Below are 23,157 nucleotides of genomic sequence, written 5' to 3'. Positions count from 1 at the left end.
AAAGGCGAACACATTGGTTCGCCTTGCAATGTTAATTACTTTTTCTTCACCGGTCTTTGCCAACCTTGAATATGACGTTGTGGCACGCGAGTAATCACCAGCTCATCTTTCTCAATATTTTGAGTAATCGTTGAACCTGCCCCAATAGTTGCACCATCTGCCACGGTAACTGGTGCAACTAACTGCGTATCCGACCCCACAAACACATTGTTACCAATGATTGTTTTAAATTTATTCGCACCATCATAGTTACAAGTAATCACCCCCGCACCGATGTTACAGTTTTCACCGATTTCAGTATCACCCACATAAGTGAGATGGTTTACTTTAGAACCTTTACCTACTGTGGATTTTTTAATTTCCACGAAGTTGCCTACATGGGTTTCAGCGGCTAATTCAGCACCTGGACGTAAACGAGAGAACGGACCAATCGCCGCTTTCTCACCAATTGTCGCATCTTCTAAAACAGAATAAGGCTTGATCTCAACATCATCACTAATAGTCACGTTTTTCAATACACAACCTGCACCAATTTTTACACGGTCGCCCAAGCGCACATTGCCTTCCACAATTACGTTCACATCAATTTCAACATCTTTACCGTGCTCTAATGTGCCGCGTAAATCAAAACGCTCAGGGTCAATCAACATCACGCCTGCAAGTAAAAGTTTTTCTGCTTGTTTACGTTGATAATAGCGTTCCATTTTGGCTAATTGTAGGCGATTATTGACCCCTTCAACTTCCATAAAATCAGTTGCTTGAACAGCTACAATCGGACAACCATCTTGATGAGCTAAGCCAATTACATCAGTAATATAAAACTCGCCTTGTGCATTATTATTATCTAAACGCGCTAACCATTTTTTGAAACTTGCACCATCTGAAACTAACACACCTGTATTAATCTCTTGAATTTTAAGCTGCTCAGGCGTTGCATCTTTTTGTTCAACAATCCCTACAACTTTGCCATTTTCACGTACGATTCGACCATAACCCGTTGGGTTATCTAATACGACCGTTAACACTGCAATACCATTTTCAGGTTTCGCATCGATTAATTTTTGCAATGTTTCTGGTGTAATCATTGGACCATCGCCATACACCATTAAAACATTTTCATCATCACGGAAAAAAGGCATTGCTTGTTGCATAGCATGTCCTGTACCCAACTGTTCCGCTTGGAATACCCAATTCACGCTTTCATTAGCCAAACGTTCACGCATTAATTCGCCACCATGACCATAAATTAAATGCACGTTTTCTGCACCTAATTGATTTGCCGTATCAATCACATGTTTTACCATCGGTTTACCTGCCACTTTGTGCAAGACTTTAGGTAAATCAGAATACATACGAGTGCCTTTACCGGCCGCTAAAATCACCACGCTTAATGCTTTATTTGTCATAAATTCTTCTCTTCTTTATAAAAAATTTGGGCGTATTCTATCGTAGAATGGAGAATATGATAAGCCATTTAATTTTCATACATTCCTGACAAGACAAGATTGTATAAAAATCTCAAATCCTGTAAACTATCCTCCCGTCTTGATAGCTAATCATCTTTTTCTTTTATTTTTGACCGCACTTTTCAGCATTCTGCACAAATTTGCATAAAAGATGATTGGCTATAATCATTTTTATCCCAACATTTTAGGTCTCTCACTATGGCTACAAATTATATTTTCGTCACAGGCGGCGTGGTTTCATCGTTAGGTAAAGGTATTGCTGCAGCATCATTGGCAGCAATTTTAGAAGCACGTGGCTTAAACGTGACTATTATGAAATTAGACCCTTACATCAACGTGGATCCGGGCACAATGAGCCCAACTCAACACGGCGAAGTATTCGTGACACAAGACGGGGCGGAAACCGATTTAGACTTAGGTCACTACGAGCGTTTTATTCGTACTAAAATGACAAAACGCAATAACTTCACGACAGGTAAAATTTATTCTGAAGTATTACGCAAAGAGCGTCGTGGTGATTATTTAGGTGCGACAATTCAAGTTATCCCACACATCACCAATGAAATTAAAGATCGCGTGATTGCCGGCGCACAAGGCCATGATGTGGTTATCGTGGAAGTAGGCGGAACAGTGGGTGATATTGAATCGCTTCCATTCTTAGAAGCACTTCGTCAACTTGCCGTACAAGTCGGCCGTGAGAATACTCTCTTTATGCACTTAACGTTAGTGCCATACATCCCAACGGCGGGCGAAGTGAAAACCAAGCCAACCCAACATTCTGTAAAAGAATTACTTTCGATTGGTATTCAGCCAGATGTGCTTATCTGCCGCTCAGATCGCATGATTCCACCAAACGAACGTGCAAAAATCGCCTTATTCTGTAACGTACCAGAACGTGCGGTCATCTCATTAAAAGATGTAAATTCAATCTACCAAATTCCTGCGTTATTGAAATCACAAGGTTTGGATGAATTCATCTGCCAACGTTTCCACTTAGACTGTCCAGAAGCGGATCTTTCAGAATGGGAACAAGTGCTTTATCAAGAAGCAAACCCAGTGGGCGATGTGACCATAGGTATGGTAGGTAAATATACTGAATTACCAGACGCTTATAAATCAGTGAATGAAGCCTTAAAACACGCAGGTTTGAAAAACCGTTTAAGCGTGCATATCAAATACATTGATTCTCAAGATATTGAAACCAAAGGCACTGATGTATTAAAAGGTGTCGATGGTATTTTAGTACCGGGCGGCTTTGGCTATCGTGGTGTAGAAGGCAAAATTTTGACCGCAAAATATGCGCGTGAAAACAATGTTCCTTACCTAGGCATTTGTTTGGGGATGCAAATTGCGTTAATCGAATACGCGCGTAATGTCGCTGGTCTTGAAAAAGCCAACTCATCTGAATTTGATCGTCACTGTGAGCAACCTGTTGTGGGTTTGATTACAGAATGGCAAGATGCGGAAGGCCACATTGAAACCCGTGACGACAATTCAGATCTCGGTGGTACGATGCGTTTAGGGGCACAGCAATGTCATTTAATTGAAGGCTCAAAAGCGCGTGCATTATATGGCAAAGAAACCATTGAAGAACGTCACCGTCACCGCTATGAAGTGAACAATAACCTGCTTCCACAAATTGAAAAAGCGGGCCTTAAAGTGACTGGCTTATCTGCGGATCGTAAATTAGTGGAAATTATTGAAGTACCAAACCACCCATGGTTTGTAGCATGTCAATTCCATCCAGAATTTACATCAACGCCACGTGATGGCCACCCATTATTCGAAGGCTTTGTCAAAGCAGCCAGAGAAAATCAGTTAAAAACTGAAAAGTAATTTGCTGATAATTCCATAAACAAGTGCGGTCAAAAACTCTTGTGTTTTTGACCGCACTTTGTATTAATAGGGAATAATATCATCTGCGCCTTATTCACTCATTTAATAATGGATAACTAAAAATGAAACTTGCTGTTATTTTACCCGCATATAATGCAGAAAATTTTCTCACTGAATGTTTAGATTCATTGTTGAATCAAACCTTTAGTGATTTTTGTATTCTGGCAGTTAATGATGCTTCTACTGATAACACAGGTGACATTCTCGAAAGCTATGCGACAAAAGATGCTCGCTTACGTGTTTACCATTTACCTCAAAACCAAGGTGAACCTGCTGTCATGCAATTTGCCATGGATATGCTTAACTATATGAATGTGGAATATGTTGCACGTATGGATGCCGATGATATTTGTGTGCCACATCGTTTTAAAAAACAAGTTCAATATTTAGATGAGCATCCCGAAATTGATATTTTAGGAAGTAATGCACTTCTCTTTAATGATGGGCAAACTGATAAAATGTCTAAAGTAAGTACACTTCCTCTTTTAGATAAAGATATAAAAGCACATTTTTCTTTAGCTCGTGACAATATCATTAATCCCTCTTCAATGTGGCGACATTCTAGTATCAAAGCGCTCAACATCAATTATGCACAAACCGCCACTGCGCCCGATTTTCATATGTGGGTACAATGCGCATTACACAAAAAGGCATTTGCGAATTTACCAGAGCCCTTATTGCTTTATCGACTACATCCAGGGCAAGAAAGTAAAAAACAAGAAAAAATGAGTGAAGCCGTTCAATACTCGATGGAACTCTGGATCAGTCATTTATTTCCAGAATTAACATCGAAAGAAGTGAGCTTGCTAAGCCGAACATTACACGAGAAATCCATTAAACTCAGCAAGGAAGAGTTTGAAATGGCATTTTCGGCTTACGATAAGGTTCAATCTACTTGTGAGATTTCATTATTTGGAGAAGATCGACATACGATGTTCAGCATTTTAGACCAACGCATCCAATTATTGAAAAAACTTTTATATCAACACGTTCAATAACTCTTTGATTTCCATTATCTAACTTCCCCAATCTAAATAGGATTGGGGAAATTTTATTAGTTTAATCTCAAAGTGCGGTCATTTTTAGCCAAATTTTTTGCAATAACATCACCGTACTTTACATATCTAACCTATTTCTCAAAAATAGCTTCGACGGTTAATTCCTTGTAGTGATAGCCCTTTTCTTGACTAAATTGCATTTCAAGTGAACCTAAATAGATAGCAAAACTTGGCGCATCAATTTTTAGTAAGTCTTTGCTAATTAGTTTAAGATCTGATTCCGCCAGTTTTTTCATTGAATCTAAATAATGTTGTTGAAAGACCTGTTTAATATGCTGATCCATATCGGTACAATATCTATCATGTTCTTCAACAAAACAAACTTCGGCTCGTTCTTTTGGCTCATTCTCTTCTTTTTTCGAGCTGTTATCGTCCACACGATAGAATTGATAGACTGGCACATGTATCCATTTTTTATACGAACTCACATCAATTGATGACCATTCAAACTCAGCTTCTCTAACCGGACTATTTTGCAGAGCCATAATGTCGCTATCATTGATACGGAAAGAATGCTCATAAACATCCAATGAAATCAGTTCATTCGCTTTTTCACCATATCTTTGTACAAAGGCTTTTCGTTTCTCTTCATAATTAGAGCTGTCATAAGGCCCTAAGTCCAAACGATGGACTAAATAATCAGATACATCATCTAATTCATTCCAATCTTGGCGTTCGTTTTCGGGCATATTTTCTAAACGACTTAAAAAATCCACATCATCACGAATTTTTCCTTGCCCATCAGATAAATTAAGCTTTGTGAGTAAATGCTCAAAACGTTCCGTTTGGCTTTGATAAGTGATTTCTTTTGGTTCCACCACCCAAGTCATGGCAAAAATGGCCGCGATCACAACGACAGAAATCAAACGATATTGACGAATTTTAGGGATGATTAAAATGGCATAAGCCACCGTAATCGCCGAGGCTAATGCCACTAAATAAATCCGTTGTTCAGTCCAAGCATAGGCACTAATTCGACGGTCAATTGCCAACCATAGCAGTACAATGGGCACAATGGAAAGGCATGGGAAAAACTTAAAGAAACTGTCCCAATTTGCTTTAACACTAATACTACGTAAAGCGTAAACACCTAAGCCTACAACTAAGTAAGGTAACGCAATATTCGACACCATTCCTTTTGGCAACGCCCCTGCTAAGATAATTTTGCCCACATAAGCATAAAGTAGAACAGTAAAAATCATTAAGGCTGGCGCTAAGATAAAATTTACTAAAATTTCAACGCTACGATTTAGCGTCATCCCTATATTTTCTTGGCGCTGTTGAAAGACCAAAAAGAACAAAGGAAGACAAAATGCGGTAATTGAAGAATAAAGATGCTTTTGAAACCATTCACTAAAATCAATGTTAAATAATGCACTGATTGAAGCCAAAATTGCAGCTACCAAACCAGAGACGAGCCCCCAGCCAGCAATGGATGACGTGATGTAATATAGCGTCGTAAAATTACGATAAGTAAAGGCTTGATTGTTTCTGACAAATGGAAAGCCACATAATATCAATAATACAATAAATTGAGCGCCCCAAAACTTAGGGCTATAAGCATAAAAATCAGCATTATCATTCACTTGCCAAATGGTGAAAATGGCAACAAGCGGCACAACCCACGAAAAACGATACCAGGCATAAGGACGAGACAAATAAACAAAGGCAAACAGCATGGGCTCAAATAGCCAATAAGCTAAATGATCTTTTTCTGAATTCATATCCACAAACCAAATCCCAAGAGCAAACGTAGCAATCATGAAGATTTCAATCGGATGAGTTGATATCGCTGATTTTATTCGTGTTTTGGTTTGGTGAAAAAAAGTCGAAAGAGACATAATGATTCCTTTTTCAATGCAAGAAAGTCTCAATTAAGAATAAATAATTCGTCGTAAAATAATATGAAATTTCGTGCAACTGTAACCAACTTTTGAAGGCAATTCCACTGAAATAAAAGAAATAATTGGCGAAAAAGAGACAAAAACTCACCGCACTTTATTGAAAAACAAGACGCAGATCAAAGTGCGGTCATTTTTCCAAGACAAATTTCTAAATTTGCTTTATTATATTCCTGTTTTAGGTTCGCCTAACTAATTTTAATTAACTTTAAACAGAGGAAAACAAAATGGCAAAAATCGTTAAAGTCATTGGTCGTGAAATCATCGACTCTCGTGGTAACCCAACTGTAGAAGCTGAAGTTCATCTTGAAGGTGGTTTCGTTGGTTTAGCAGCTGCTCCATCAGGTGCATCTACTGGCTCTCGTGAAGCATTAGAATTACGTGACGGCGACAAATCTCGTTTCTTAGGCAAAGGTGTATTAAAAGCGGTTGCGGCTGTAAACGGTCCTATCGCAGATGCATTAGTGGGTAAAGAAGCGTCTAACCAAGCTGAAATCGACCAAATCATGATCGATTTAGACGGTACTGAAAACAAATCTAACTTCGGTGCAAACGCAATCTTAGCTGTATCTTTAGCAAACGCAAAAGCAGCAGCTGCGTCTAAAGGTTTACCTCTTTACGCTTACATCGCAGAACTTAACAGTACGCCAGGCGTTTACTCTATGCCATTACCAATGATGAACATCATCAACGGTGGTGAGCACGCAGATAACAACGTTGATATCCAAGAATTCATGATTCAACCAGTTGGTGCGAAAACATTACGCGAAGCACTTCGTATCGGTGCTGAAGTATTCCACAACCTTGCGAAAGTATTGAAATCTAAAGGCATGAGCACGGCTGTAGGTGATGAAGGTGGTTTCGCACCTAACTTAGCATCTAACGCTGACGCTTTAGCATGTATCAAAGAAGCTGTAGAAAAAGCAGGTTATGTATTAGGCAAAGACGTCACTTTAGCAATGGACTGTGCATCTTCTGAGTTCTATAACAAAGAAACTGGCAAATACGAAATGAAAGGCGAAGGCCGTTCATTCACTTCTCAAGAGTTCACACACTATCTTGAAGAGTTAACTAAACAATACCCAATCGTGTCTATCGAAGATGGTCAAGATGAATCTGACTGGGATGGTTTCGCATACCAAACTAAAGTGTTAGGCGACCGCGTTCAATTAGTGGGCGACGACTTATTCGTAACTAACACCAAAATCTTAAAAGAAGGTATCGAAAAAGGTATCGCAAACTCTATCTTAATCAAATTCAACCAAATCGGTTCTTTAACTGAAACTTTAGCAGCAATTAAAATGGCTAAAGATGCAGGTTACACAGCAGTTATCTCTCACCGTTCAGGTGAAACCGAAGATGCGACTATCGCTGATTTAGCGGTTGGTACAGCAGCAGGTCAAATCAAAACTGGTTCTATGAGCCGTTCTGACCGTATTGCGAAATACAACCAATTAATCCGTATCGAAGAAGCATTAGAACGCGCTGGTACACCAGCTCCGTTCTTAGGTTTAAAAGCGGTTAAAGGTCAAGCGTAATTCACGCTGAATTTACTGTAAAATCTCACCGCACTTTGCACAAAAGTGCGGTGTTTTTTTAAGGTGTTTTTATGAAGACACAATCTGATTCACTTCTTACTGAACCTTGGCTATCTTGGGCGATCGAAATCCAAAGCATTGCACAAAACGGGCTAACTTATTGCAAAAATATCTATGATATTGAGCGCTATGAACGTTTGCGGGATTTGTCTGCTGAAATGCTCGCTTATAAAACAGCAATATCCAAAGAAACTGTCAAATCGTTTTTCTGCAATGGGGCTGGTTATCAAACCCCTAAAATCGATTCGCGCGCAGCTATTTTCAAAGATGATAAAATTTTATTAGTACAAGAAAATGATGGGCTTTGGTCACTGCCTGGCGGCTGGATAGATGTGCTAGAAACCATTCATAGTAATACGATTAAAGAAGTACGCGAAGAAGCGGGGCTTAATGTTGAACCGACTTTCATTATTGCTATTCACGAACAACATAAACGCAATTTTCCGCCTTTTGCGCATCCTGTACTCAAAACCTTCGTCATGTGCGAACCATTAAGTGGTGAATTTCAACCAAATAGTGAAACCGTTCAATCTGCCTATTTTGCATTAAATGAACTGCCACCAATGAATGAAGAAAAAAATACGCCCGCACAGGTTGAACTTTGCTTTCAGGCACACCATAGTAGTCACTGGACTACACAATTTGATTAGGAAATACCATGTTACATTTAACCCTCGAAGATCAACTATTTCTCGGTCAACCAAAGCAAGTCGGCACACACTCGACTGTGCACGATCATCTGGCAGTGATGTTTGAAGATGACGGCGAAACTGGCTATTTTTATGCGTTAGATATGCGTCAAAACGCACAACCGATTGTCGATTCCTTACACGTTTATAACGTTGATAACACTCGCAATCATCATGAAGCCCGTAAATTAGAAATCTGCTGGGATGAGAGTGGTTATTTAGCCTTATTGCTTATTAACGGCTATCCACACGCTGTATTTGATTTTGCTCATTTGATCGGCTATAACACCAACAAGCATCCTCAGCCTGACTTAATGAGCATGTGGACACACGAAGAAATTACCAATGAACGTGCGATCGCATGGCTTGGTGTGAATACCATTAAATAGGATTTACTATGCGATTTTACCGCAGTCTTCAGCCTTTCAAAGTCATGAGTTTTGATCTTGATGATACCCTTTACGATAACAGTGATGTCATCCGTTTGGCCGAAGAACGCTTTCTTCAATGTGTGCAAGAACACGCACAACTGAGCGATCTTACCTCAGAATATTGGCGAGAATGTAAATGGCAACTGGCGGAGAAAGATCCCTTGATTGCTGAAGATGTGATTGCCTGGCGTGTCGAAACGTTACGCAACTTACTTGCGCATCATGGTAAAAGTGCGGTTGAAATTGACCGCACTTTGGCCCTCGCGATGGAAGAATTTATTGAATGGCGACACAAAATCGATGTGCCCACTGAAAGCATTGAAGTATTAAACCAACTTAAAGAGCGTTACCTATTGAGCGTGATAACCAATGGTAATGTGGTTGCAACACGTATTGGGTTTGAACACTTTCAGCTGAACTTACGTGGTGGAGAGCAAGGCAGAGCGAAACCTCATCAAGATTTGTTCCACCAAACCGCCCATTATTTTGGCGTAAAACCAAGTGAAATTTTACACATCGGTGACAACTTAACCACGGATGTTCAAGGCGCTATTCAAGCTGGCTGCCAAGCTGTATGGATTAATTTATCGGGCAAAAACCTCAATTCATTTACTGAAGCAAGTGTTTTGCCTACATTAGAAATCAATCATTTAACTGAATTATTAACACTTTAACCCTATGATGAAAAAGAAAAATCAAGTTCTCGTCAGCCTTTCCATTGTGGCTTTATTGGGCGGCTGCTCAGAAGAGCAAGTTCAACGTGATGTTTATAACAGTCTTGAGGATTGTTTAGCCGATTGGCAAAAAATCGAATTATGCGAAGCTGACCAATCTAATGAAAATAACAGCGGTACAACTGCACATGCTGGATCTGGTTCCTCTCTCTCGGGCAATTTAAATACACGTCCAAGCAATAATAGTGAATGGTCAGAAGACAATCAGACTGTCAAACAAACCTTAAATCCTGATGGTGCAACTCACTCTAGCAATTCAAACGGTTCTGAGGGAACAGGCCACACGAGCTCTGCAACAGGAGAAGGACACGGTAGTATGGGCAGTGCGATTGCAGGCGCCGCAATGGGTTATATGATCGCGCGTACGATGGGTTCATTTTTAGGCCCTAGCTACAATCCAAGCAATCGTGCCGTCTCAATGCCAACGGGTCAAGTTATTCAACCGCAAACTAATCGTTCTGTCGGTAAGCCTGTATTAGTTAAAGGTAATGCAGGCAGCACTTACAGCAAACCGGTTTCACGCGGTGGCTTTAAAAGCTCTAGCTCAAGCAGCAGCCGTAGCTCAGGTGGTTAAATATGAAACGAATCACGGGCTTTCCTACTCGTCCTAATATGGTGCAACAATTATTAGATGTGGGCTTTGATTACTATAATCTGCCTTCCTCTGATTGTTCGCATTATTGGTCGGACAATGTAGCATATGAATTTACCCTAGCGGAAATCGATCGTATTGAAGACGCCACCAACGAATTGCACGCGATGTGTATGGACTTTGTTGCCGATGAAATTAAACAAGGTGATTATGCCCATTATCGCTTCACCGATTTACAGAAAAATCTGATTGAACAAACATGGGCTAAAAACGTACCGCACTTATATGGCCGTTTTGATTTTGGTTATGGCGGTGAAAACCTGAAAATGTTTGAATACAATGCCGACACCCCTACTTCCCTGCTTGAAGCGGCTGTGGTGCAATGGCAATGGTTAGAGCAAATTGAAGGCTTAGCGCATCGTGACCAATTCAATTGGATTCACGAAGAATTGCTTAATCGCTTTCAGTTTATTCAACAGCAAACTGGATTAAAAGATTTCCATTTTAGTGCCATGCAAGAAGCAGGCCGTGAAGATTGGGGCAATATTGATTACTTGGCGGATGTGGCTTACAACGCAGGTTGGCATATTCATCAGCTCGCTATTGAAGATGTGGGCTACGATAAAGACAGTCAGCAATTCCTCGATCTGAATAATCAGCCTATTGATTGTTTATTTAAGCTCTATCCGCTTGAATGGATGACCACGACAGAATATGCACCACACATGCTTAATTCATCCACCACCTTTATTGAACCGGCGTGGAAATTACTATTAAGCAATAAAGTGCTATTAGCGAAATTATGGCAAAAACATCCAAATCATCCATTATTACTACCCGCTTACTTTAGCAAGCATGATATTACAGATCGCCAATCAATATGGGTGAAAAAACCAACCTTAGGCCGTGAAGGCGCCAATGTTTCTTACTATGAAAAACGTAATGGTCTAGAATTTGCCGCCAAAGGTAGCGAACATTCTGCCTTTTACGATCAAGCAGGTTACATCTATCAACAAAAATTTGAACTGCCAAATTTTGATGGTATGTACCCTATGATTGGTTCTTGGGTAGTGGGTGATGTGGCTTGTGGCATTGGATTAAGAGAAGATTTTACCCCAGTTACTGGCAATGATAGCCACTTCATTCCGCACTATTTTGTGGAATAAAAACTACGCCAAAATTGACCGCACTTAACAGATAATAAGGAGATAAATATGTATCCATTTAGTTTTCAAAACCCTACTCGCATTGAATTTGGCCTCGATAAAGAAAAGGAGATGGGTAATTATATGCACGAATACGGTGCAAAAAAGGCCTTAATTATCTATGGCAGTGAGCGTGTCAAACAATCCGGTTTATTTGAAGATGTGGCAAAAAGTTTGCGTGAGCATGGCATTGAATACATTGAATGTGGTGGCGTAAAAAGCAACCCGACAATCAGCAAAGTTCGTGAAGCTGTTGCAATGGCGAAAGACTTTGGAGCTGACAGCGTGTTGAGTATCGGTGGTGGCTCTTGCCTTGATAGTGCGAAAGCGATCGCAGCTGGTGCATGCTATGACGGCGATACTTGGGACTTCTTTAAAGGCACACCAGTTCAAAAAGCATTGATGATTTTCGATGTGATCACCCTTGCAGCAACAGGCAGTGAAATGAACTGGGGCTCAGTCATTACTAACGAAGAAACGCAGCAAAAATATTCAATTCACAGCAATTATTTATTTCCGAAAGTATCAGTCATTAATCCGAAATTACAAGCGACCGTTAGTCGTGATTATTTAGTGTATTCTGCTGCAGATATCATCGCTCATTCGATTGAAGCCTATTTCACGGCGGAATATCGCCCTGAAATTATTGATTTCTTAGTAGAAAGCAATATTAAAACCGTTATTCGTACGACTGAAATCTTGCTCAATAATCCACAAGATCTCAATGCACGTGGTGAATTTGCCTGGGCGGCTACACTTGCGTTAAATGGTTTAACGCATTTAGGTATCTCACCTTATGGTTTCCCAAATCATATGATTGAGCATTCCATGAGTGCGATTTCAGATGTGCCGCATGGCGCGGGCCTTTCCGTGATTATGCCTGCGTGGATGCAATGGTATCAATCTCAAAGACCTGCTCAATTCAAACGCTTTGCTAAAGAAATATTTGGTTTAGATAAGGCTGAAGATGGTATTCAAGCCTTAAAAGCTTGGTTTGATAAAATCGGTACACCAACTCGTCTTGAACAACTTGGTGTTGATGATGAAACCTTAGCCGAAATTATTGAAAATGCGGCTCAAACTGCAATCAGAGCGAAAGTGGAAAAAACGTATACTAAAGAAGCTATTGAAGCCATTTTCGCTTTAGCGAAGTAATCTCTCATAAAAAAGAGCGGTCAAATTTCATTGTATTTTGAATTTGACCGCTCTTTTTATATTCTCAACATTTCACTGATTGAAAAGCATGTAAAAAATAACCGCACTTTAGTTACCCAAAGTGCGGTTAATTTGAATTAAGTTTTAACGCTTAATTATAGTGAAGCTTGATCAACAGCCACACCAGCACCCATAGTTGTAGAGATGCTTACTTTCTTGATAAAGATACCTTTTGCAGTAGTTGGTTTTGCTTTGTTTAAAGCAGCCAATAATGCTTGAAGGTTTTCTTTTAATTGAACTTCAGAGAAGTTTGCTTTACCAATTGTTGTGTGGATGATACCGTTTTTATCGTTACGATAACGGATCTGACCAGATTTAGCATTTTTAACTGCTTCAGCAACGTTTGGTGTTACGGTACCAACTTTAGGGTTTGGCATTAAACCACGTGGGCCTAATACTTGACCTAATTGACCAACAACACGCATTGCATCAGGAGAAGCGATAACAACGTCAAAGTTCATTTCGCCTTTTTTGATTTGCTCTGCTAAATCTTCCATACCGACTAAATCAGCGCCAGCTTCTTTAGCTGCATCTGCGTTAGCACCTTGGGTGAACACAGCTACGCGTACTTCACGACCAGTACCGTGTGGTAATACAGTTGCACCACGAACGTTTTGGTCTGATTTACGAGGATCGATACCTAAGTTTACTGCAACGTCAACACTTTCAACGAATTTAGCCGTTGCGAATTGTTTTAATAACGCGATTGCTTCGTTGATTTCGTATGCTTTAGTAGAATCTACGCCAGCTTTGATTGCTTTCATTTTTTTAGTCAATTTAGCCATCGTATTATTCCTCCACCACTAAGCCCATTGAGCGAGCAGTACCAGCAATTGATTTCATTTTAGTTTCGATAGTCGCGCCAGTCATATCTGCTGCTTTAGTTTCAGCGATTTGACGAACTTGATCTAAAGTTACTTTACCCACTTTATCTTTGTTCGGTTTACCTGAACCAGATTTGATACCTGCAGCTTTTTTCAATAATACTGCTGCTGGTGGAGTTTTAGTAATGAAAGTGAATGAACGGTCTGCATATACAGTGATAACAACTGGAATTGGTAAACCTTTTTCAATGCTCTCAGTACGAGCGTTGAATGCTTTACAGAATTCCATGATGTTCACACCTTGTTGACCTAATGCTGGACCAACTGGTGGTGATGGGTTTGCCATACCAGCTGCAACTTGCAACTTAACGTATGCTTGGACTTTTTTTGCCATTTTTTAGTTTCCTCTAAATGGGTGATAACGCCGAAATCGGCTCCCCTGTTAATGAAAGGCTGTATTTTAATTAATCAGCCTCGAAATTTCAAGCAGAAAAACTACTCGAAAAACAACCGCACTTTATTTTTTAAGTGCGGTCATTAAATTTCTTATTTTGGCAAAGGGAAATTAACGTGTTTTTTCCACTTGACCAAATTCAAGCTCAACTGGTGTTGCACGACCGAAGATAGATACAGACACTTTTAAGCGGCCTTTTTCGTAATCCACTTCTTCAACCGTACCATTAAAGTCAGCAAATGGACCTTCTGTCACACGTACTTCTTCACCTGGTTGATATTCTTTACGATGACGTGGTTTTTCAGCACTTTGCTCTAAACGATTTAAAATTAAATCTGCTTCACGTTTAGAAATTGGCGCTGGCTTATCTGGTGTACCACCAATAAAACCCATTACACGTGGTACACTTTTCACTAAGTGCCATGTGTCATCGTTCATTGCCATTTCAACTAATACATAGCCAGGGAAGAATTTACGTTCACTTTTACGACGTTTACCTGCTACGTTTTCAACGACTTCTTCAGTCGGCACTAACACTTCGCCAAACTGATCTTCCATTTGTTGTTGTTTGATATATTCACGCAAGGTGATTGCAACACGACTCTCAAAGCCTGAGAATGCTTGCAATACATACCAACGTTTTTTGGATACGTTTTCAGTTTCGCTCATTTTAGAATCTCAAATCAGTTAAGAAGTTAATCAATGCAATGATAATTGAATCAATTGCCCAGAAGAATAAAGAGGTAAGCACGGTTACCGCAATCACGATTAAAGTGGTTTGACGTGTTTCTGCACGAGTTGGCCATACCACTTTACGACCTTCAACTTTTGCTTCGCTAAAGAATGTACGTGCTTTTGTACCTTGGTTGGTAATTGCAGCGAAACCAAAGGCAATTAATAAGGCGACAACTACGCCAACTACACGTACAGGTAAAGAGAAGGCGTCTTTAAAATAAACGTTACCAATTGCTGCAGCGGTAAAAAATGCCACAGAAAGAATCCAAAGAAGCGTGTTTAGACCTTTTGATTTTCCTTCTACGACTTGTTCTTGGTCGTGTTTCTTTTTCTCAACAATTTCAGTTGCCATAATTGAATCCGTATAAAATAAGGGATAAATAATTTTTAGATTAATTTCAGAACGTGCGATTGTAGCATTTTCTTTCGGAATTGCCTATGAAAAATGTTAGAAAAAACAACCGCACTTTCCGTTAATTTTTATATTCAAGTTTTGGTGGTTTGTTATCAACGATGGTTTCTTCATCCACAATCACTTTTTGCAAGTTTTCGATTGAAGGTAAATCATACATCGTATCTAACAATACAGCCTCAACGATTGAGCGTAAACCACGCGCACCGGTTTTACGTTCAAGGGCTTTTTTCGCCATCGCTTTCAATGCTTCTGGTGTAAATTCAAGCTCTACATCTTCTAAGCCAAATAATGCTTGATATTGTTTGGTCAGTGCATTTTTCGGTTGAGTCAGGATCTGAATCAACGCTTCTTCATCTAATTCGCTTAATGGCGCAATCATAGGAAGACGACCAATAAACTCTGGAATCAAACCAAATTTCATTAAATCATCCGGCTCAACTTGACGGAATAATTCAGAAAGATTTTCTTTCTCTTCTTCTTTCTCTACTTTCGCATCAAAACCAATTCCGGTATCAGTTTGTGTACGCTTACCGATGATTTTATCTAAGCCAGCAAATGCCCCACCACAAATAAAGAGGATTTTTGAAGTATCCACTTTCAACATTTCTTGTTGTGGGTGTTTACGTCCACCTTGTGGTGGTACAGATGCGATAGTGCCTTCAATTAATTTCAACAAGGCTTGTTGCACACCTTCACCAGACACATCGCGAGTAATAGATGCGCCTTCTGATTTACGGCTAATTTTATCAATTTCATCAATATAGATAATGCCCTGCTCTGCTTTTTCTGTATCGTAATCGCAGTTTTGCAATAATTTTTGCAGAACATTTTCCACATCTTCGCCCACATAACCCGCTTCGGTTAACGTCGTCGCATCAGCCATAGCAAAAGGTACATTTAAACGACGCGCTAAGGTTTGTGCTAATAAGGTTTTACCGCTACCTGTTGGACCAATTAACAAGATGTTACTTTTACCTAATTCCACATCATTACTTTGGTGATTCGTGCGTAAGCGTTTATAGTGATTGTAAACCGCCACTGACAAGACCTTTTTCGCATAATCTTGCCCAATCACATAATCATCTAAGTGAGCACGAATTTCGTGTGGGGTTGGTAATTTTTCTTCAACTGCCAGTTCGCTAGGTGTTTCGATTTCACCACTGTCTTCTAACATACTGTGGCAAAGCTCGATACACTCGTTACAAATATAACCATCTGTACCTGCAATTAATTTACCTACTTCACTTTTCTCTCTTCCGCAGAAAGAACAGTGAAGATCGTTATCATTTGTTGTCATGTTAAATCCTTAACGTTTAATCAACACATCGTCCACTAAGCCGTAAGCTTTTGCTTCTTCCGCCGACATAAAGTTGTCACGATCGGTGTCTTTTTCGATACGCTCAATGCTTTGGCCAGTATGGAAAGCAAGACGCTCGTTTAAGGTTTGTTTAATTTTTAAAATTTCTTGGGCGTGGATCTGAATATCGGATGCTTGTCCACGGAAACCACCTAACGGTTGGTGAATCATTACTCGTGCATTCGGTAATGCAGCACGTTTTCCTGCTGTACCACCCGCAAGTAAGAATGCGCCCATTGAGCAAGCTTGACCAATACAAAGGGTACGCACATCCGGTTTAATAAATTGCATGGTATCGTAAATTGCCATACCCGCAGTCACCGAGCCACCCGGTGAGTTAATATAAATATTGATGTCTTTTTTCGGATCTTCTGATTCTAAGAAAAGTAGCTGTGCCACGATCAAGTTTGCCATACGATCTTCTACTTCACCACTCAAGAAGATCACGCGCTCTTTTAATAGGCGGGAATAAATGTCGTACGAACGTTCACCACGAGAGGTTTGTTCGACAACCATAGGAATTACACTCATTTTTGCCCCTAAATATGTGCTAAAAAATCGGGCAATATTCTACCCGAAAATCAGTAAAAACAAAAATGCGGTCGCTTTTCATTGAAAAAAACAACCGCACTTTTCGATGATATGCCTGTGAATTTAATTCACGTTCTATCAATTATTATGCTTGTGGATTCATAATCTCATCAAATGAAGACGCTTTTTCAGTCACTTGAGCTTTAGCAAGAACGGCATCAACTGCTTGTTCTTCTAATACTACGTTGCGAATGTTGTTCATTAACTCTTCATTTTTGCTGTAATATTCAACTACTTCTGCTGGTTGTTCGTAAGCAGAAGCGATATCCGCAATCATTGCTTTCGCACGTTCTTCATCCGCTTTCAATTCGTTTGATTTGATCACTTCAGAGAATAATAAACCGACTTGAACACGACGTTTTGCATCAGCTTCAAATAATTCACGTGGTAATTGTGCCGCTTGTTGCGCATTGCCACCGAAACGTTGTGCAGCTTGGTTACGTAATACATTGATTTCTTCTTCTACTGCAGAAGCTGGAACATCAATTGGGTTTTGTTCGATTAAACCGTTGATTACTTGTTGTTTAACACGTGAAACTAATGCGTTTTTCAATTCACGTTCCATGTTTTTACGGATTTCTGCACGTAAATCTGCCACAGTTTTGGTGTTTGGACCAAATTTAGCAACGAATTCATCTGTTAATTCTGGTAATTCCATTTCTTCTACTTTTTTCAAGGTGATCGCAAATTTTGCATCTTTACCTTTTAAGTTTTCAGAATGGTACTCCGCTGGGAAAGTCACATTGATATCGAATTGTTCGCCTGCTTTGTGACCTACGATACCTTCTTCGAAACCAGGAATCATGCGGCCTTGGCCCATGAAGAGAACGAAATCAGTTGCTTTACCACCTTCGAACTCTTCGCCATCAACATAACCAACGAAGTCGATTGTTACGCGAGAATCTGCTTTCGCTGCGGCTTTGCTTTCAACCCAAGTGGCTTGTTGTTTACGTAATACCTCAATCATTTTATCGATATCAGCTTCAGTGATTTCAACAGTTGGTTTCTCAACTTTGATATTTTCTAAGCCTTTTAATTCAACTTCTGGGTATACTTCGAAAGTTGCTGTGAATGATAAATCTTTACCTGGTTCAAACGTTTCGATAGCGAAAGTTGGACGACCTGCGATGTTGATTTTCTCAGCAATGACTGCATCAAAGAAATGACGTGGTAATAGATCGTTTAATACATCTTGACGGATTGATGCGCCAAAACGTTGTTCAATGATGTGAGCTGGCACGTGACCTTTACGGAAACCATCAACACGTACATTTTTTGCTGCACGTTTGAATTCTTCACGAGTTGCTTTTTCTACAGCTTCAGCTGGAACGGTGATCGTCACACGACGCTCTAAACCTTGAGTTGTTTCAATATTTAATGACATTTGTAACCTCAATTAATGTTGCACTCGGTAAAAACCACACCGAACACGTTATTGTTTGTAAAAATAAAAAACCGCCAAATTATAGCGAAAGAAAATCAAACAGTCGATAGAAACCAGAAAATTCAATAGAAAACTAGCTAAAATTGCACAATTTATCAACAATTTTTGATAAAGAAAAAAGTGCGGTCAAAAATAACCGCACTTTTTATCGAATTATAAACCTTTCGGTAAACGAATTTTTTGACCTGGGAAAATCTTATCCGCGTCTTTAATCACTTCTTTGTTTGCTTCAACGATTGCGGTGTATTTCGCACCGTTTCCATAAGCTTTCTCTGCGATTTTCCACAAGGTATCACCCTTTTGGATTACATAGAATGTTTCATCACTGCCTAAGGTTTCGCCGTTATTGATGCTTGCATCGCTGGTTACTGAATGGATGCCTTGAATGTTACCCGCCATTAATACTGCTTTTTCTAATGCCGCTGCGGTTGATGCAACACCTTGGATATTTGCTACACCATTTTCAACGGTAACCGATAAGTTTTCCACGCCTGGATTGTCTTCCGCGATGTGTTGCGTCACTGCTTTAGATACATCTTCTTCTTTAGAGAAAACTTTCTTACCAATGTCACTGACAAAATCAAATAAACCCATTTTAAAGTTCCTTTTGTATGTTTGTTTAAGGGAGTATTACGATACTGAAATTCCCTTAAGAAGTCTATAAATCAGAGTGTAAAGCTATGTAAATATTTCAAGAAAACTGATCTAAAATTGACCGCACTTTGATAGAATACGCCGATTTTTAATTTACTCACTCAGAAAGGACAAATTATGCGTTGGGAAGGTCGTAGAGAAAGCTCAAATATTGAAGATAGACGTGGCTCTGGCGGCGGTAACTTCGGTGGCGGAAAAGGCACCGGTGTACTCGGTATTATCATTCTTTTAGTCGGCGCTTATTATGGTGTGGATCTTTCAGGCTTAGTGGGTACGCCTGATTTTTCAGGACAAAGCTCTCAACAATTAGAAACCCAAGAAGAACAGCAGCTTGCGAGTCTTTCTAAAGTTGTATTAGCAGATACTGAAACCGTTTGGGGACAATATTTCAGACAAATGGGTAAAACCTATAGCGAGCCAACCATGGTGCTTTACAATGGTGTAACGCCGACCGCTTGTGGTACGGGTCAATCTGCAATGGGTCCATTCTACTGCCCGAGCGATCGCAAAGTTTACCTTGATTTATCATTCTATAACGAAATGAAAAATAAACTGGGTGCAGCAGGTGATTCAGCCTTTGCTTATGTGATTGCACACGAAGTTGGTCACCACGTACAAAATATGCTCGGCATTCTGCCGCAAGTGAATCGCGCACAACAAAGCAGCGATCGTAAAACTGCAAATCAACTTTCTGTTCAATTAGAACTTCAAGCTGACTGCTTCGCCGGTGTTTGGGCGAGCCAAGCGGTAAAAAGTGGTTTATTTGAACGCGGTGATGAAGAAAAAGCGTTTAATGCAGCAGAAGCTGTGGGCGATGACCGTTTACAAAAACGCAGCCAAGGTTATGTGGTGCCTGATAGCTTCACTCACGGCACATCTGCACAGCGTCTAGAATGGTTTAGAAAAGGCTTACAAAGCGCTAATCCTTCTGTGTGTAATACTTTTAACCAATAAAATCTTTAAGGCTGATTCATGTCAGCCTTTTTTATTTCTGTGCATTTCAGCATAAAAAAAGAGCGGTCAATTTTGACCGCTCTTTTTCTTTATGGTGTTAAGCTTACGCGAACTGACGTACTTCGCCGTTACCCGCTACGTTTTCCACACAACGTGGACAAAGTGTCGGATGTTCAGGATTCACGCCGATTTTGTCAGAATAATGCCAGCAACGTGGACATTTTTCACCGTTAGAACGTGCAACGCTTACAGCAATTCCCTCTAACTCTCCCGTAGCTACATCTGCAGGTTTGTCAGCTAATGGTTTCACTTCCGCTTTTGAGGTAATTAACACGAAACGTAATTCATTGCCTAATTGTTCTAACAATGCTCGATATTCATCGTTAGCATAAACTGTTACTTCTGCTTCTAAACCACCACCGATCACTTTGTCGTTACGGGCGATTTCTAATACACGGTTCACTTCAGAACGAACTTTAATCAGTTGTTGCCAGTAAGCATCATCTAATTTTTCATTCTCGCCTAAACCAAATAAGCCTTCGTAGAATTCTTCAGTAAAGACAAATTCAGCACGTGGCGTTGCTGTTTGTGGTAAGTAGCCCCAAATTTCATCTGCCGTGAATGACAAGATTGGTGCCATCCAACGTACTAAAGCTTCCGCAATGTGCCATAACGCTGTTTGGCAGCTACGACGAGCAAGACTATCCGCTTTGGTGGTGTATTGACGGTCTTTGATAATATCAAGGTAGAACGAACCCATTTCCACAGAACAGAAACGCATTAAACGTTGTACTACTGTGTGGAATTGATAGTTATCGTACGCGTCTTTGATTTCTTTTTGTGCATCTAACGCACAAGCTACCGCCCAACGATCTAAGCTAATCATGTCTTCCGGTTTAACCGCATCACGTTGCGGATCAAAACCGTTTAAATTCGCTAATAAGAAACGCGCAGTGTTACGAATACGACGATAGCTATCCGCGGCACGTTTTAAGATCTCATCAGAAACGGTCATTTCACCCGTATAGTCGGTAGATGCCACCCATAAACGTAAAATATCACCACCGAATTTATCCATGACTTCTTGTGGGGTCACGATATTACCAATAGATTTTGACATCTTACGGCCTTGACCATCCACGGTGAAACCATGGGTTAATACTTGTTTGTATGGTGCTTTGCTGTCTGTTGCGGTAGAAAGCATTAAAGAAGACATAAACCAACCACGGTGTTGGTCAGAACCTTCTAAATACATATCGATATCTTGACCGTTAAATTCCGGACGATTCGCGACAACAGAAGAATAGGTTGATCCTGAGTCAAACCACACGTCAAGGGTATCAGGCACTTTGCGATAGGTTTCTGCATCAGCCCCTAATAATTCTTTTTCGTCTAAATCCCACCATGCTTGAATACCCGCTTTCTCAACACGTTTCGCTACTTCTTCAAGTAACTCTAAGGTACGCGGATGAAGCTCTTCGGTTTCTTTGTGCACGAATAAGGTCATCGGTACGCCCCAAGTACGTTGACGAGAAATACACCAGTCTGGGCGGTTTTCAACCATTTTCTCGATACGTGCTTGACCCCAATCAGGAATCCAACGTACGCCTTTGATTTCGCCTAATGCTTGTTGGCGTAAACCCTGTGTTTCCATACCGATAAACCATTGTGGTGTCGCACGGAAAATAATCGGAGTTTTGTGACGCCAACAGTGTGGGTAACTGTGTTTGATTTTCTCAACTTTTAATAAGTTGCCCACTTCTTGTAATTTTTCAACAACCAATGGATTAGCTTCAAATACACCTTTGCCTGCGAAGAATTCAGTCGTTGAAATAAATTTACCGTCATTCGATACAAGGCCCGCCATTGGTAAATTATATTTTTGTCCTACAATAAAGTCGTCCAAACCATGATCTGGTGCAGTATGTACTAAACCTGTACCGCCATCAGTGGTCACGTGATCACCTAAAATTACTGGTACAGTGAAATCATAGAACGGATGGTTAAAGCGTACTAACTCAAGCGCTTGACCTTTTACTGAACCTAACACTTCAACTTGTTCTACACCCACCGCTTTTGCCACAGACTCAACTAATTCAGCGGCTAAGATCACACGCTCATCGCCAAGTTGTACTAAGTTGTATTCTAAGTCTGCATTTACCGCAATCGCACGGTTAGATGGCATTGTCCAAGGTGTAGTTGTCCAAATCACCGCAGATAATTTGCCATGGCCTTTGCCTACTGCATTAAATTTCTCTTCAATTTCAACCGCACTTACTGCAGGGAAACGCACATAGATAGACGGAGAAACTTTGTCTTCGTATTCCACTTCTGCTTCCGCTAAAGAAGAGCCACAATCCAAACACCAATGCACTGGTTTTGAACCTTTGTATAAGTGACCATTCGCAATCACTTTACCGAGTGTACGAATGATGTTTGCTTCGGTGTCGAAGTTCATCGTTAAATAAGGATTATCCCAATCACCCAATACACCTAAACGGATAAAGTCTTTTTTCTGACCTTCTACTTGTTCCGCAGCATATTCACGACATTTTTGACGGAATTCAGCTGCTGTAATTTTCTCGTTTGGTTTGCCCACTAAACCTTCTACTTTTAATTCAATTGGCAAACCGTGACAGTCCCAACCCGGAATATAAGGCGAATCAAAACCTAACGCCGTTTTAGATTTAATAATAATATCTTTCAGAATTTTATTAACGGCGTGACCGATATGAATATTGCCGTTCGCATATGGAGGGCCATCGTGCAAAATAAAGGATTTTTTACCTTTAGTCGCTTGGCGGATTTTTTGATACAACTGTTTGTCATACCAATTTTTTAACATTACAGGTTCGCGTTTGGCTAAATCGCCACGCATAGGAAAACCTGTTTCAGGTAAATTTAACGTGTTTTTGTAATCAACTGTCATGTTATTTTCCAATTT

Annotated in this window: 21 protein-coding genes; 10 read left to right on the top strand and 11 right to left on the bottom strand. The window is 40.1% G+C overall.

Going from position 1 to position 23,157, the window contains the following annotated elements; genetic code table 11:
* Positions 1–35 precede the first annotated feature (35 nt).
* Positions 36–1,406, bottom strand: coding sequence for a bifunctional UDP-N-acetylglucosamine diphosphorylase/glucosamine-1-phosphate N-acetyltransferase GlmU (glmU, locus tag AC979_RS02260; protein ID WP_049372700.1), 1,371 nt, complete (start codon positions 1,404–1,406; stop codon positions 36–38).
* Between the two features lie 258 nt (positions 1,407–1,664).
* Between glmU and pyrG the strand changes: the two genes are divergently transcribed.
* Entirely contained in the window at positions 1,665–3,302 is a 1,638-nt protein-coding gene (pyrG, locus tag AC979_RS02255; RefSeq protein WP_049372699.1) for a glutamine hydrolyzing CTP synthase, read from the top strand.
* Between the two features lie 122 nt (positions 3,303–3,424).
* Positions 3,425–4,360, top strand: a complete 936-nt coding sequence (locus tag AC979_RS02250; RefSeq protein ID WP_049372698.1) for a glycosyltransferase family 2 protein — start codon at positions 3,425–3,427, stop codon at positions 4,358–4,360.
* A gap of 131 nt (positions 4,361–4,491) precedes the next feature.
* On the opposite strand, the gene AC979_RS02245 is transcribed toward AC979_RS02250, so the two are convergent.
* A complete protein-coding gene (locus AC979_RS02245) occupies positions 4,492–6,261 on the bottom strand; it encodes a DUF4153 domain-containing protein (protein ID WP_049372697.1) in 1,770 nt (589 codons plus the stop codon).
* A gap of 287 nt (positions 6,262–6,548) precedes the next feature.
* Here AC979_RS02245 and eno point away from each other — a divergent pair, with 287 nt between their 5' ends.
* The 7 genes from eno to AC979_RS02210 all read left to right on the top strand — a co-directional run bounded on the left by eno (position 6,549) and on the right by AC979_RS02210 (position 12,725).
* Positions 6,549–7,859 (top strand): phosphopyruvate hydratase, encoded by a 1,311-nt coding sequence (gene eno / locus AC979_RS02240; protein WP_049372696.1) that lies wholly within the window; start codon positions 6,549–6,551, stop codon positions 7,857–7,859.
* Positions 7,860–7,930: 71 nt separating this feature from the next.
* On the top strand, positions 7,931–8,569 hold the full coding sequence (locus AC979_RS02235; protein WP_049372695.1) for an NUDIX hydrolase N-terminal domain-containing protein: 639 nt from the start codon (positions 7,931–7,933) through the stop codon (positions 8,567–8,569).
* Positions 8,570–8,577: 8 nt separating this feature from the next.
* Positions 8,578–8,997 (top strand): DUF2251 domain-containing protein, encoded by a 420-nt coding sequence (locus AC979_RS02230; RefSeq protein WP_049372694.1) that lies wholly within the window; start codon positions 8,578–8,580, stop codon positions 8,995–8,997.
* Between the two features lie 8 nt (positions 8,998–9,005).
* On the top strand, positions 9,006–9,713 hold the full coding sequence (locus AC979_RS02225) for an HAD-IA family hydrolase (RefSeq protein ID WP_049372693.1): 708 nt from the start codon (positions 9,006–9,008) through the stop codon (positions 9,711–9,713).
* A 7-nt stretch (positions 9,714–9,720) separates the two neighbouring features.
* The gene (locus AC979_RS02220; protein ID WP_049372918.1) at positions 9,721–10,347 is read left to right on the top strand and encodes a hypothetical protein; all 627 of its coding nucleotides are present in this window, start codon (positions 9,721–9,723) and stop codon (positions 10,345–10,347) included.
* A 2-nt stretch (positions 10,348–10,349) separates the two neighbouring features.
* The gene (locus AC979_RS02215; protein ID WP_049372692.1) at positions 10,350–11,531 is read left to right on the top strand and encodes a glutathionylspermidine synthase family protein; all 1,182 of its coding nucleotides are present in this window, start codon (positions 10,350–10,352) and stop codon (positions 11,529–11,531) included.
* A gap of 48 nt (positions 11,532–11,579) precedes the next feature.
* Positions 11,580–12,725, top strand: a complete 1,146-nt coding sequence (locus AC979_RS02210; RefSeq protein ID WP_049372691.1) for an iron-containing alcohol dehydrogenase — start codon at positions 11,580–11,582, stop codon at positions 12,723–12,725.
* Between the two features lie 155 nt (positions 12,726–12,880).
* On the opposite strand, the gene rplA is transcribed toward AC979_RS02210, so the two are convergent.
* The 8 genes from rplA to lysM form a co-directional block, all read right to left on the bottom strand.
* Positions 12,881–13,570 carry a 50S ribosomal protein L1 gene (gene rplA / locus AC979_RS02205; protein ID WP_005695230.1) on the bottom strand — a complete coding sequence of 230 codons (690 nt, stop codon included), beginning with the start codon at positions 13,568–13,570 and terminating at the stop codon, positions 12,881–12,883.
* A gap of 4 nt (positions 13,571–13,574) precedes the next feature.
* Positions 13,575–14,003 carry a 50S ribosomal protein L11 gene (gene rplK / locus AC979_RS02200; protein ID WP_005695228.1) on the bottom strand — a complete coding sequence of 143 codons (429 nt, stop codon included), beginning with the start codon at positions 14,001–14,003 and terminating at the stop codon, positions 13,575–13,577.
* Between the two features lie 171 nt (positions 14,004–14,174).
* The gene (gene nusG, locus AC979_RS02195; protein ID WP_005695227.1) at positions 14,175–14,732 is read right to left on the bottom strand and encodes a transcription termination/antitermination protein NusG; all 558 of its coding nucleotides are present in this window, start codon (positions 14,730–14,732) and stop codon (positions 14,175–14,177) included.
* Position 14,733: 1 nt separating this feature from the next.
* Positions 14,734–15,150 carry a preprotein translocase subunit SecE gene (gene secE, locus AC979_RS02190; protein ID WP_049372690.1) on the bottom strand — a complete coding sequence of 139 codons (417 nt, stop codon included), beginning with the start codon at positions 15,148–15,150 and terminating at the stop codon, positions 14,734–14,736.
* A 121-nt stretch (positions 15,151–15,271) separates the two neighbouring features.
* On the bottom strand, positions 15,272–16,510 hold the full coding sequence (gene clpX / locus AC979_RS02185) for an ATP-dependent protease ATP-binding subunit ClpX (RefSeq protein WP_005698128.1): 1,239 nt from the start codon (positions 16,508–16,510) through the stop codon (positions 15,272–15,274).
* A gap of 9 nt (positions 16,511–16,519) precedes the next feature.
* On the bottom strand, positions 16,520–17,101 hold the full coding sequence (clpP, locus tag AC979_RS02180) for an ATP-dependent Clp endopeptidase proteolytic subunit ClpP (RefSeq protein WP_005695224.1): 582 nt from the start codon (positions 17,099–17,101) through the stop codon (positions 16,520–16,522).
* Positions 17,102–17,246: 145 nt separating this feature from the next.
* Positions 17,247–18,545 carry a trigger factor gene (gene tig / locus AC979_RS02175; RefSeq protein ID WP_049369843.1) on the bottom strand — a complete coding sequence of 433 codons (1,299 nt, stop codon included), beginning with the start codon at positions 18,543–18,545 and terminating at the stop codon, positions 17,247–17,249.
* A gap of 213 nt (positions 18,546–18,758) precedes the next feature.
* Positions 18,759–19,199, bottom strand: a complete 441-nt coding sequence (gene lysM, locus AC979_RS02170) for a peptidoglycan-binding protein LysM (RefSeq protein ID WP_049372689.1) — start codon at positions 19,197–19,199, stop codon at positions 18,759–18,761.
* 177 nt (positions 19,200–19,376) lie between these two features.
* Here lysM and AC979_RS02165 point away from each other — a divergent pair, with 177 nt between their 5' ends.
* Positions 19,377–20,213: a KPN_02809 family neutral zinc metallopeptidase gene (locus tag AC979_RS02165; RefSeq protein WP_005699634.1), complete on the top strand. Its 837-nt coding sequence runs from the start codon at positions 19,377–19,379 to the stop codon at positions 20,211–20,213.
* A 103-nt stretch (positions 20,214–20,316) separates the two neighbouring features.
* On the opposite strand, the gene ileS is transcribed toward AC979_RS02165, so the two are convergent.
* Complete coding sequence (gene ileS, locus AC979_RS02160; protein ID WP_049372688.1) at positions 20,317–23,142, bottom strand: isoleucine--tRNA ligase; 2,826 nt, start codon at positions 23,140–23,142, stop codon at positions 20,317–20,319.
* Between the last annotated feature and the right edge of the window lie 15 nt (positions 23,143–23,157).

This window comes from Parahaemophilus parainfluenzae, from assembly GCF_001053575.1.
Taxonomy (GTDB): Bacteria; Pseudomonadota; Gammaproteobacteria; order Enterobacterales; family Pasteurellaceae; genus Haemophilus_D; species Haemophilus_D parainfluenzae_S.
This window is presented reverse-complemented; position numbering and strand designations above follow the sequence as displayed.